This is a genomic window from Nocardia sp. CNS-044 (assembly GCF_059570515.1).
Genome location: NZ_JCANSX010000005.1, coordinates 1367002 through 1380277 on the forward strand (window position 1 = coordinate 1367002; position 13276 = coordinate 1380277).

Genomic DNA, 13276 nt, shown 5'->3' on the forward strand with positions numbered 1-13276 from the left:
GGAACCCGCCGACCGGCCCGAAGCTGCGCAGTCGGAGGCAGAGGGGCAGCGAGCCGGTGCCGCGTCTCGCTCAGTCTCCGCTGACGCGCGGAGCGATGCCGGTGCTCGACCCGAAGTTCCTGACTCGCAGCCGGAATCGGACGGGCAGCGAGCCGGTGCGGGGTCTCGCCCGGAGTCCGCCGATCCGCGGAACGAAGCGGAATTCGAGGCGATGCGCCAGCGGACCGAACAGCGCTATCAGGACGCGATGCGCGAGATTCGGCGGCAGGTCGACGAGGCACGCCGAGCGCTCGACGAGCTGGAATCCCAGGGCAGGCCGAAAGATCCGGACGGCTTCGACGAGCGCCTGCGGCAATTCGACGACGCGCTCGCGGAAGACGAGCGCCGCGCCGAGGACGCACAGCATCCACCGACCCGGCCCGAAGCGGAGTTCGACGCCATGCGGCGACGAACCGAGGAGCGCTACCAGGAGGCCCTGCGCGAGGTTCGACGACAGGCCGACGAGGCGCTGCAAGCGCTCGACGAACTGGAAGCCCAGGCCAGACCCGAGCATGCGAGCGACCTCGACGGCCGGTTCCAGCGGTTCGACGATGCGATGGCCGAGCACGAGCGCCGGACGGAGGAGCTGGATCGGTCCCTCGGCGAGGCGGAAACTCTTCCGCGAGACGAGGACTCGGGCGACGACACCGCGCAACAGGCGCGCCGTGAGGATATGCGCACGGTCGAAGAGTCGCCGCGATCGAGCGACGACGCCGAACCGGCAGCGCGGCAGGCGGGTTCGCGGCCAGGCGAGAATGCGCAGGCCAAGTCCGGCGAGCGGAATTCGCAGACGCGGCCGGAGGGTGAGGGTGATTTCGATGAGCGGTTGCGGCGGTTCGACGAGTCGATGGCCGAGCACGAGCGCCGGACAGCTGAGCTGGATCAGTCCCTCGGCGAGGCGGAAACTCCTCCGCGACAGGCGGACTCGGGTAGCGACGGCGCCGCGCAACGGCCGCACGGTGGTGAGGAAGGCGACGTTCGCGTCTGGCCGCCGGAGCCTTCTTCGCCGGAGTACGCCGACGCGGTCGCGCGGCGGGATGCGTTGGCGGGCCGAATCCGGGAGCTGGCCGACGGGCTGCGGCTGCGGGTGGATCCCGAGCGGCTGAGCCCGGACCGGATCGTCGACACGATCCGCGAGCTGGGCGGAATGGCGATGCTCGCCGACGACGTCACCCGCTTCGCCGAACTCGGCGGCTTCGTTCCGGACTTCCTGCGTGCCGATGCCGAGGTGCGGCTGCTGGAAGCGCGGGCGGAGCGTCCCGGACCCGCGGAGTCCGCGCAGCCGCGCTCCGCGGATTGGCCGCGGACCGGAATCCCGCGGGTGCACGACCCCGCGACAGCGGAGTTCCGCGCGCAGCTACCGCGCTTGGCCGAACGGATCAGGGTGACCGCGGCGGCGCGCCGAGAACTCGAAGCGCGCATCGCCGATCTGGCCCGCGGGCTCGGCATCGACCCGGAGGGACGGACACCGCGGGAAATCGCCAACGCAGTCGAGGGATTGGTCCGTGCCGCCGAAGCTCCCCTCGAAGACGCATTGCGCCGCCCCGACGATCCCGCCCAGATGTTGCGGCAGCTGGACGAGCTCACCGACGCCGCTCGGAACGCGGCCGAAACGCACTCCGCCACGCGCGAAATCAGGTCCGCGCTGAACCAACTGGACGCCGTGAGCGCGGGGGAGCGCGCCGCTCGTCAGCGTGCGGGCGCGTACGCCGCCCGCGACGTGCTCGCCGCCGCCGACGCGATGATCCCCGCCGAAGGCGTTGGCGTGCTGCCCGGCAGGCACGTGCTCGTCGCATCGCCGCTCGCCGCCCCCGACCACGCGCTGCCGCCCGATATGCGACGCCAGCTGGCCGACGCGGGCGTGCGTGTCGACTACGTCCTCGTCGCGGTCGACGAATCCGGCACGGTGACCACTACCCCCCTCCGCCCGCCGGACGACGGCGGCGCCGCCGCGAGCCCGTCGCGACCCGACCAGCCGGGATCCGGCCCCGCCGGTGCCGCGAACCGCCCTCTGCCTTCGGAACGCTCGACAAGGGCAGACCCACTCGGTGCAGGCGCTCCGCCGCGCGAAGGCGGAGAACTCGGCGCCGAGTCGGAACGTGATGCGCCACAGAGCGCTTCGCGACAGCCCGGCGGCAGCGCGGTTCGCCCGGACGCGGACCCAGCAACGCGCGGCGACTCGGGACGCTCGACGCACCAGGACTCGTCGCCGCTCGAACCGCGCCTCGACGCCTCGACGCCAGAGTCCCACCCAGACTCCTTGGCGCCCGAAGCGGACTCCGACCCGTCGTCGCCCGAGGCAGGCCCAGATCCCGCCTCACCCGAGTCCCGCACGGACGCGCTCACTCCGGAAGCACGCGCGGAACTGTCCCGACTCCGGGCCGAACGCGCCGAGGCCATCGCCACCCGTGCGGAATGGCGCGACATTCGCCGCATGCGCGCCGAAGCGCTCCCCGAGGACCTGGACGCCGACGGCCGCGCCGCCGTGGACGCCCTGGCGCGGGCCGCCGAACGCTTCGACGCCGCGGAGCAGGAGGTCGCGCGACTCGACGCGGAGATCGCCGAGCTGGAGCTCGCGGGCACCCCGGAGGGCGTCTACCGGGCACTGATCCGGGATCGCGCCCCGCTCGCGGCCGAGCGAGAGTTCTGGCGCGCCAAGCGGGACGACCGATTCTCCCGCTTCAGCGACATCCCGCTGCCGTTCCGCGATGCGAACGAGGCGCTGAACCAAGCCAATCTGGCGACCACGCTGGAACACCTCGAGACCGGCATCGTCGCGACCAGAGACATCGCGGGTACCGGAGACGAACCCGCCTCGCGCACAGCGGAACTCGTAGGCCCCGCCGAGATCGCGCGCCGCAGGGAACAGATATTCAACCTGCAAGACGCGGCGCAACGGTTCAACAGGGCGGATTCGGCGCTCGCCGACGTGGATCGGCGGATCGCCGCGCTAGGGCGCGTCGGAGTCGGTGAGCCCCAACCGCTTTCGGACCAGGTGCGCGCCGAACTCGACCAGCTCGCGCGCGACCGTGCCCGCGAGGTGCTGGAGACCAAACCGTGGCGGCGGATGCGCGAAGACCTCGCCCGCCGCCTCCGCGTGAACGAGGACGAACTCGGCCCCGCCGAACTGGACCGCACCATGGAGGAGGTCGGGAACCGAACGATCCGGGCCGACCACGCCGAAGAGCACGCCAGGAACATGGCGCTGCTGCGCGAGGCCGCGGACCGGGTGAACCAGGCGGAACACCGTATCGCCCGTATCCAGGGGCAGATGGCGGAGCTGGCGGGCGCGGGGCGCGACATTCTCGCCGCCGAGGGCGCGCGGCAGGTCACTCCGCGGGTCGGTCTCGTCACCGGCGAGCATCCGCGGATCGTCGTTGTCGCACCGCGCGGCACGCTCGAGCATCCGCGAGCAGGTCATGACGAGGCACTGGCGGAGGCGATCCGTACCGACGCGGGCGTCGCCCACGCGATGACGCGGCCGGAGACGACGATCGAATACCGCGAGATCGTCGCCGACCGCGAGGCGCCCGTGCGGACCGAGCGAATGGCTCCGCCGCGGCGCGAGTACACGACGGCGAATTTCGGCGAGGGTCGCGGTGGCCTGCATCTGGTCCGCTGGCAGGACGGTGCGGGCGACTGGCACGACGTCGACCCGAACCGGCCGAACTGGACGACCAACCGCAGCGGCGCCACGGTGCCGAAGAAGTTCGAGCCGCGCGACCTGCCAGAAGGCATCAGCGGATGGGGCATGAATCCGATCCAGGCAGCGGTCGTCGATCCGTTCGTCGACAACGGCCCCGGCATCAACGTGGACTTCCTGCCGACGATTCCGGGTGGCGCACCGGTCTATCCGGGTACGACCTACGAGTTGCCGTTCGCCGACGCGCTGTACCACGCGTTCCGGCTGACGCTGGAGCCCGCGAAGCTGTTCGGGTTCACCTGGTTCAACGACAAGGACCATCCCGGCCGCGTCTCGCCCGGCTTCAAGGGGCACCCGTGGTTCCGCAAGAAGGGTCCCGACGTGCAGCCGATGGCGCGCGAACCCGGAGTGCCGGAGCGGGCGCCGGATCGCGGCGAGCTGACCGAAGCCTTCAAGCAGCGTCAGCGGGACGAACAGGCCGCGTGGGCGCGGGTGCAGGAGTGGGCCGACGCCGAGTACGAGCGATTCCGCAACGACGACAGCGACATCGACAGAATCACGAACGATCTCGCTACGCGTCCCGAGGCCGAGGGCGCGGCGCGGGCGGTGCGGGCCGCCGAGCTCGTCGACCGCATCGCGGGCCTCTTGGACGACCACTTCGCCGGTCTGTCCGAGGTGACGACGCGTCGACCGGACGATCCCGAGCCCGATCTCACCGCCGTCGTTGACTCGGTGGCGGGAACGCTGCGCAACGAAAGGCCGGGTGACGCGGCACGATTGGTCGACGACGTCCGCGAGGCGCTGACCGGTTTGCGCCCCGATCGGGAGGCGATCGCCCGCGACGTCGCCGAACGGCTGGACAACTCCGCACACGCGTTCACCCGCGAGGAGATCGCGCAGATCAAGGACCACCTGATGCGCGAGTCCTATTTGCGGGCGAGTCTGCGTGACGGTGCGCCGGTACGCATGCCGCTGGACGCGGTCGCCGACGTCGCAGAGGCGTGGAACCGCCTCATCGCGGGCGAACCGCTGCCCGCGGACATCCTGATGTTGCAGGACGCCCTCGCCGAGTCGAACTTCCTGCGCGCCAACGGATACGCGGCCTGGCGCGACGCGAACCAGTACGCGATCCGGATCGGCTTCGACTGGAACGCGGCCCGCCCACCCTTGACCGACTGGCGCGCGGGCATCAAGTACGCGCCCGCCCCGGTGCCGAGGGACAACCCGCTGCCGCCCCGCTCGGACGACCCCGAGGCGCTGCCGCCCGGACCCGACTCGGGCCCGCCGCCCCCGCAGCTGCCGCCCGCTTCTGGACCCGCGAACCGGACACCCGAATCGTCGTCGCCGGACGACGTCGTCACCCAGCCGATTCCACGTCCCGACGCCTCGGATGACGACCCGACCGCGGAACTACATCGGCCGACTCCGCAAGGCGAAGACCCGCGAACTCACCCTGTCGACCCCCGGACGCTGCATTGGCCTGGTGGTCCTGAAACCGAGGGCACACAGCCAGTTCCACGCAGCGAAGGTGATCAGACCGACACGTCGAGCGCCGAATCCCCGGAGGGTGTTGGTGCGACGCCGATTCCGCGTACCACCAACGCGGACGACCCGACGCTCGACCTGTCGAGCGCCGAATCGCCGGATGGTGCTGGCACCTCGCCGCCTTCGCGGACGACCGACGCCGACGACCCGACGCTCGATCTGCGCGTGCCGCCTGCGGGGGTTGAGCCGCAAACGCGCCCGGTAGACCCCCGAACGCTGCATTGGCCGGGTAGCCCCGAAACCGGTGTTACGCGGCCGGATCCTCGTGGCGACCAAGGCGAGCAGACCGAGCTGTCGGGAGCCGAATCGCCGGACGGTGTTGGTACGCCGATTCCGCGTACCACCGATGTCGACGACCCGACGCTCGACCTGTCGGCTGTCGAATCGCCGGATGGCACTGGCACAGTGCCCATTCCGCGAACTGCCGATGCCGACGACCCGACGCTCGATCTGCGCGTGCCGCCTGCGGAGGGCGCGCCGCGAACTCGCCCGGTAGACCCCCGAACGCTGCATTGGCCGGGTGGTCCCGAAACCCGCCGGGACGAGGGCGGCGAGGACGATGGCGAAGCCGGGGCCGTTCCCCGCCCGGAGCCGAGCAAGCCGGACTCCGACTCCGGAGCGGCCCGCCCGGAGCAGACGGGATCGGAAGAACCTGTCCAGCAACCCGATTCCGGCCAGCGGCAAGACGACGGACACCCGGACGACGGCGAGCGAAGCGCTCAGCGTCCCGACGCCGAACCCGCCTCGGACGCGGATGCCCTCATCAGGCAGCGGGCCGAACTGGCGGCCGAGCGCGAGTTCTGGCGGGCCAAGCGCGACGACCGCTTCTCCCGGTTCTCCGATATCCCGATGCCGTTCGGCAGCGCGGACGAGGCCATGAACCCGGCCAACATGGCGACCACCCTCGATCATCTCCGCGGCAGGCTCGCGGGCGACCGGCATATCGCGCCCGTCGGCGACGAACTGTCGTCGAGTTCGCGCGAACTGGTCGGTGAGGCCGAACTCGCACGCCGCGAAGAGCAGGTGTTCAAGTTGCAGCGCGCCGCCGAGCGCTTCAACGAGGCCGAAGCCAGGTTGGCCGAAGTGGACCGCAGGCTCGGCGAGCTGGGACGGGCGGCCACCGACGCGTCCCGACCGCTGCCACCCGAGACGCGTCGCGAGATCGACACCCTCGCTCGGCAGCGGGCGCGCGAGGTGCTCGGGGTCCAACCGTGGCGCGGGATGCGCGCGGATCTCGCGCGCCGACTGCGGGTGAACGAGGACGCGCTCGACCCCGCCCAGCTCGAGGAGACGCTGGCCGAGGCGGCCAACCGCACCGTGCGCGTCGACGACTTCCGCGAGCACCTGCGGAACTTGGCGTTGCTGCGAGAGGCCGCGGAGAACGTCAATCGCGCGGAGGACGTCATCGATCGGCTCCAGGCGCGCATCGCGGAGTTGGCGGGCGTGGGTCGCGACGTTCTCGCCGCCGAAGGCGCGCGGCAGGTGATGCCCCGGGTCGGTCACCTGCACGGCGACGAGCCGAGGATCATCGTCGTCGCGCCGCGCGGTGCGCCGGACGCGCCCCGCGCGAATCACGACGCCGCGCTGGCTCGTGCCATCCGCGAGGATTCCGGTGTCGCGCAGGCGATGATGCGTCGCGAGACGCGGATCGAGTTCCGCGAGATCGTGGCCGACCGTGGCGCGCCGGTGCGGACCGAGCCGATGGCCCCGCCGCGGCGTGAATACACGACCGTGGGCTGGGGCGACGGCAACGGCGGCCTGCACATGGTCCGGTGGCGCGATGGCGCTGGTGACTGGCACGAGGTGAATCCGACGCGACCGGATTGGACCACCAACCGCGGCGGCCCGACCGTTCCGAAGGAGTTCGAGCCGCGTGACCTGCCCGAAGGCGTCAGCGGTTGGGGTGTGAATCCGCTCCAGGCGGCGGTCGTCGATCCGTTCGTCGGCAACGATCCTGGCGTCAACATCGACTTTCTGCCCACGATCCCCGGCGGCGAACCGGTCCCGACGGGGCCGACCTACGAGCTGCCGTTCGCGGACGTGCTCTACCACACGATGCGTCTGACGCTGGAGCCCGCGAAGTTGTTCGGGTTCACCTGGTTCAGCGACAAAGAGCATCCCGGCCGGGTGTCACCCGGTTTCAAGGGCCACCCGTGGTTCCGGAAGAAGGCGCCCGACGTGCAGCCGATGGCGCGCGAATGGGACGTCCGCAACCGCGTGCCGGACCGTGGCGAACGCGGCGAGCTGTTCGAGGCGCGCCAGCGTGCGGACCGGCGGGAGTGGGCCCGCGTCCAGCGGTGGGCGAACGCCGAGTACGAGCGCTTCCGCGGCGACGACAGCGATATCGACCGCATCGCCGATCAGCTCGCGAGGAACCCGGCGGCGGAAGGCGCCGGGCGCAAGGTGCGCGCCGCCGAACTGGTCGATCTGGTCGACGGTCTGCTCGAGGACCATGTAGCGGGTCTGGTCGATGTCAGTACGCGCCGCCCGGACGATCCCGGCGCCGACCTCAGCTCCGCCGTGGACGTCGCTCGTGGTCATCTGCGTGACGAAAAGCCGGGCGATGCAGAGCAATTGGTGGAAGATATCCGCGAGGCGCTCGAGCGGCTCGACGGCAAGCGTGCCGATATCGTCGCCGAAGTCGCTGGCAGATTGAATAATTCGGTCCACGCGTTCACCCGCGCGGAGATCGCGCAGATCAAGAACCACCTGATGCGCGAGGCGTACCTGCGGACCGATTGGCGCACCGGTGCGCCGATGCGGATGCGACTCGACGCGGTCGCCGACGTCGCCGAGGCGTGGAACCGCCTGATCGCCGGAAAACCGCTGGATGCCGACATCCTCATGCTGCAGGACGCGCTCGCCGAATCGAACTTCCTGCGCGACAACCCCGCCATGTCGTGGGCCTACGCCAACGACCGCGCCATCCGGCTCGGGTTCGACTGGAACGCCAAGCGCCCGCCGCTGACGGGCTGGCGCAAGGGGATTCGCTACGCGCCCGAACCGCTCGTGCCCGAGAACCCGTTGCCGCCGCGGCCGGCCGACGACGATGACGATGGGCCGGACGCGCTGCCGCCCGCTCCTGGATCCGACGCCGGGCCTCCGAACCGTCCGTCGTCTCCCGCGCAGTTGCGGCCCGGTGCCGAGTCGGTCGTGGAGTCGCCCGGCGACATCGACACGGTTCCGCTCACGCGTCCCGAAGGCTCCGACGATCCGACGGTCGAATTGCGACCGCGTACGCCCGACGCGGAAACATCGGAGTCGCAACATGTTCGGCCAGGCGATCCGCCAGCGCAAGAGGCGGGCGGTACGCGGCGCGGCTCCGCTGATCAGCGACGGGAACCTCGACACGCTGATTCGGAAGGTGAGCGTCGTCCGGGTAACCGGGGCGGTTCCGAGGGCGAGCATCGTCCGGAGGAGCAGGTCGGTTCGGAAGGTGAGAGCCGTGGGGAAGACCAGCGCGGTTCGGAAGACCAGCGCGGTTCGGAAGGCCAGCGCGGTTCGGAAGGCCAGCGCGGTTCGGAAGGCGCAGCGCCGCAGCAGGTTCGAGCCAGGACCTACGAGGAAGGTGGCGTCTTCGCGGAACGGCTGCGGTACGGGTACGAGATCTGGGACGAGGTCGCCGCTGCGTTGAGCGCCGGGGAGCGCGCGGTGCTCGGTCGTTTCGCGTCGCTTGATCCGACGGATCTCGCGTTCGTCGCGGCTTTGGAGGCGGCGCTGCGCGGGGACGCCGAGCTCACTCCCGAGTTGGCCAGGGCGGCCGACGTGATCGATGCGGTGTTGGCGCGTCGTCCGCTGCCGGACGAGGTGGTCCTCACCTATGGGCGCACCGAGAATCCGCTGGATATGTCCGGCGACCTCACCGGCACCGTACATCCGATTCCGGAGTTCCCGCGGACCGTCATGGGCGAGACGCCCGCGATGGTCGGCATCCGTTTCCACCTCGAACTGACCGTTCCCGCGGGCACACCCGCGCTGTTCTTGAACAGTGTGTCGCCGAGGCCGTCGATCGTGCCCGGCCTGCTGCTCGCGCGGGGTCTGAGCTTCCGCATCGACAGTGTCGAGGACCGAGGCAACCACGGGCACTGGATGATTCGCGCGACAATCGTCCCCGGTGCCGACCCGCCGCTGAGCGCCGAACCGGGCCGGAATGCTCCCTCCACGCCGGAGGCCGGACGGCCCGACCTCAGGGCTACCGCAGCCATACGCCCTGAAGGCGCAGCGCCGCACGAGGATGCCGGACAACCCGAAGGTGAGGCACGGCCCGAAGACGGCGTCGAGCCATCTGCCGCCCAGCCGGTGGATGAGCCGCTGCCAGCGGGTGGTGTGCCGCTGGAGGTCGGTGTTCGGTCCGAGGGCGAGCCGCTGCCAGAAGGTGGTGTGCCGCTGGAGGTCGGCCTTCGACCCGAGGGCGAGCCGCAGCCAGAAGGTGGCGTGCCGCCGGAGGTCGGCCCTCGATCCGAGGGCGAGGCACCGTTGGATGATGTCGTGTCGCAGGAGACGGGTGTTCGGCCCGAAAACGCGACCGGTCCCGAACGCATGCGGCCTGACAGCGAGGCAGGTTCCGAGGAAGCGAAGCAGCCCGCAGGCCTGGAGCCGAAGGACAGTGCTGTGCGGCCCGAACGGAAGCAGCAGCCGGTCGGTGAGGATGGCGACGCGGATTCGGGAGCGGCGCGTTCGACTGCGGATGGACGGCAGGCACAGCGCAAGGAAGCCGGGGAGCCGGAAAGCGAAGCGCCGCATGAGGAAGCCAGGCCGCCTGAAGGTGAAGCCAATTCCGAGAAAGCGAAGCAACCTGCAAACCAGGCGCCGAGCGAAAGTGCTGTTCCGCCCGAGGGCCGAACGCGTCCGAACGGTGAAGGGAGCGACGAGGATTCGGGTGCCGCGCTTTTGGCACCGGACGGGCAGCAGGCGCAGCCCGAGGGTGGCAGTCGTGCGGGCGGTAGCGAAGGTGGGCGGCCGCCGCGGTCTTCGCTGAACTCGGCGGGCGATGATGCGTACCCGCGTCTGCCGGGTTCGGTTCTTCGTTCGCGAATTCCGCATCCGCCCAAGGATTACGACGTCGACTTCCCGGTCATCGACATTCTTCCGCCGCTGCTCCCGACCCCCAACCCACAACCACCGGTTCCCCCACGGCCACCCGTACCGCCGCAACCACCGGTCCCGCCGCGACCGCCGCAGCCACCGACCCCGCCGCACCCGCCAGTTCCTCCGCAGCCTCGGGTGCCTCCGTCGCCACCGGAGCCGCCGCAGCCACCCAAGCCGCCAGCTCCGCCGGAGCACCCTGAGCCACCAGCGGCGCCCAAGCCGCCGAAGCCTGAGCCGCCGGTTCCTCCTAGGCCGCCGAAGCCTGAGCCGCCCAAGCCGCCAGAGCCTGAGCCGCCGCACCCGCCGGAATGCCCAGTGCCGCCGGTCCCGCCGGAGCGGCCCAAGCCGCCGGTGCCTCCGCAGCCGCCGGAGTGGCCGATGCCGCCCAAGCCGCCGGTACCTCCGCAGCCCCCGAAGTGGCCGCAGCCGCCGGTGCCCCCATCACCGCCGGGATGGCCGCAGCCACCCGTGCTGCCGGGGCCGCCGCAGTGGCCGACGCCTCCGCAACCGCCGGACTTCCCGATGTCTCCGCGCCCGCCAAAGTCGCCGGAGTTCCCGGTGCCTCCGCACGCGCCGGAGTTGCCGCAGACACCGGAGCTTCCGTTGTCTCCGCACCCGCCGGTATCTCCGATCGCACCGGCGTTGCCGCAGCCACACGTGCTGCCGCAGCCACACGTGCCGCCCCGGCCGCCGGAGTGGCCAGCGCCTCCGCAATCGCCGGACTCCCCGGTGCCTCCGGGCCCCCCAGTGCCTCCGGGCGCAGCGGAGATGCCCCAGGTTCCGGTGTCGCCGCACGCGCCGGAAGTGCCGCAGACACCGGAGCTTCCCGTGTCTCCGCACCCGCCGGTATCTCCGATTGCACCGGCGTTGCCGCAGCCACACGTGCCGCCCCGGCCGCCGGAGTGGCCAGCGCCTCCGCAATCGCCGGACTCCCCGGTGCCTCCGGGCCCCCCAGTGCCTCCGGGCGCAGCGGAGATGCCCCAGGTTCCGGTGTCGCCGCACGCGCCGGAAGTGCCGCCGCTGCCGGAGTTGTCGGTGCCTTCGCGGTCGCCGGTGCCGCCGATCGCATCGGAGTGGCCGGAGCTTCCGGTGTCACCGCGGCAGCCGGGAGTTCCGCGCCCGACGGAATTCCCGGTGCCGCCGCAAGCCCCGGCGCCCGATATGCCAGGAGTGCAGGATCTTCCGCAGTCGCCGGATGGTTCGGTACCGCCGCAGCCTCGGGCTTCCGAGTGGCCGATGCAGCCTGGCGCGCCTCAGCGGCCCGGTGATCCGCCGGTGCCGGGCATGCCGACGTTGCCTGATCCGCCGCCGGGCTGGGCGCCGCCGCCTGGTGGTCCCGGTGCGCCGGGCATGCCGACGTTGCCTGATCCGCCGCCGGGCTGGGCGCCGCCGCCTGGTGGTCCCGGTGCGCCGGGCATGCCGACGTTGCCTGATCCGCCGCCGGGCTGGGCGCCGCCGCCTGGTGGTCCCGGTGCGCCGGGCATGCCGACGTTGCCTGATCCGCCGCATGGCTCGGCGTCACCAACTGGCGCTCCCGGTGCGCTGACGTTGCCCGACCCACCATCGGCCGGGGACCCGCCAGCGGGCGGGAATGGTCTGCCGGGTGGGACGAACGGGTATTCGCCGCCGCCGATGCCGCCTCCGGCCCCGCCTGTATCGGCGGGCCAGTCGCGATCCTCGCGTGCGTTCCCGCGAGCGGGGTTCGGCAACGGTCCGGGCCTTGCCGAGAGTGGCCAGCGTGCGGCGACTGGTCTCGTGGTGCGCTCGCATGCGGGTGTCGGTGAGTTCGCCTACTTCGATCCGGGGACCGGCGCGTTGCGCGGTGGGACGTCGGGAGCCGGTTCGGTGTCTGGCCTGTACGGCGCTGTCGGTGACCTGTCGGTGATCTTCTACCGGGATGCCGGTCGGCTACTGCTGCGGGCTGGTGGCCGCGTGATCGATCTGGACGCCCAGCCGATCGGCGTCTACTGGCAGCGCGTCGACGACCAGACGAACCGCTTCGTCCTCGTCGCCTCCGGTGCTGTCGCCTGCGACGTGCACTACCAAGCGGTCCTTCCGGACCTCGACTTCGGGCTGCTGATCCGGGATGTCCTGAGCGATCCCGACCGGCGAACCCGGATCTTCGCCGCCTGACCAGCACGCTGTGCCGAGAGCGGAAAGCGGTCCCCCTACGCCTGTTCCAGACAGTGGATCGCGGTAGTGGTCAGAGACCCGGGGGGCCCGTTTCCCAGCGGTACCCGTAGCCGCGGATGGTGGTGATGAGGTTGGGGCGCCCAAGTTTCGCGCGCAGCGCGGCCATGTGGACATCGAGGGCGCGGGAGATGGCGGCGAAGGCGTCGCCCCAGATGCGGTCCATGAGTTGCTGGCGGCTGACGGCGGCGCCCGGGCGTTCCACGAGGACGCGCACCAATTCGAATTCCTTCTGGGTGAGCGTGATCGGGGCGCCCGCGACCTCGACGGTGCGCGCTTGCAGGTCGACGCGAACATCGCCGGTCACCACCACCTGAGCGGGGGCGGTGGGGGTACCGGCGCGGCGGGTGACGGTTTCCAGGCGCGCCACCAGTTCGCCGACGCGCGGCGGCTTCGTCAGATAGTCGTCGGCTCCGGCGCGCAGCCCGCGGATGACGGCGCGTTCACCGCTGCGCGCGGTGAGGATCAGCACCGGCACCGAGCTGACTTCGCGGAGTTTGCGCAAGACGTCCAGGCCGTCCATATCGGGCAGGCCCAGGTCCAGGATGACGGCGTCGTAGCGGTCGTGGGTGAGCAGCAGGTCGGAGCCGCGCCGCAGATGGTCGGCTTGATAGTCCTTGGCGCGCAGCGCCGCGACCAGGGCGTCGCCGACTCCGGGGTCATCTTCGACTATCGCAAGTCTCACGCACAGATCCTCGCAAATCGCAGGTTCCGCCCGCAGGGATATCGGGTGGCGGGGGACTGGCATGCTCGAGACCTTGACACGTTCTT

General features: G+C 71.3%; 2 protein-coding genes (1 of these 2 cut by a window edge). One reads left to right on the forward strand and one right to left on the reverse strand.

Annotated features, from left to right (window positions below):
- A protein-coding gene (locus T333_RS07110) for a WXG100-like domain-containing protein (RefSeq protein ID WP_496423961.1) crosses the window boundary here: on the forward strand, nt 1-12448 show its 3' portion. The gene continues 15653 nt to the left of window position 1, outside the view; the window shows 12448 of its 28101 coding nt (coding positions 15654-28101); the start codon falls outside the window, past its left edge; the stop codon is at nt 12446-12448.
- Between the two features lie 70 nt (nt 12449-12518).
- Here the strand turns inward: T333_RS07110 and T333_RS07115 are convergent, their stop codons facing one another.
- Nucleotides 12519-13190: a response regulator transcription factor gene (locus T333_RS07115; protein WP_355000137.1), complete on the reverse strand. Its 672-nt coding sequence runs from the start codon at nt 13188-13190 to the stop codon at nt 12519-12521.
- Between the last annotated feature and the right edge of the window lie 86 nt (nt 13191-13276).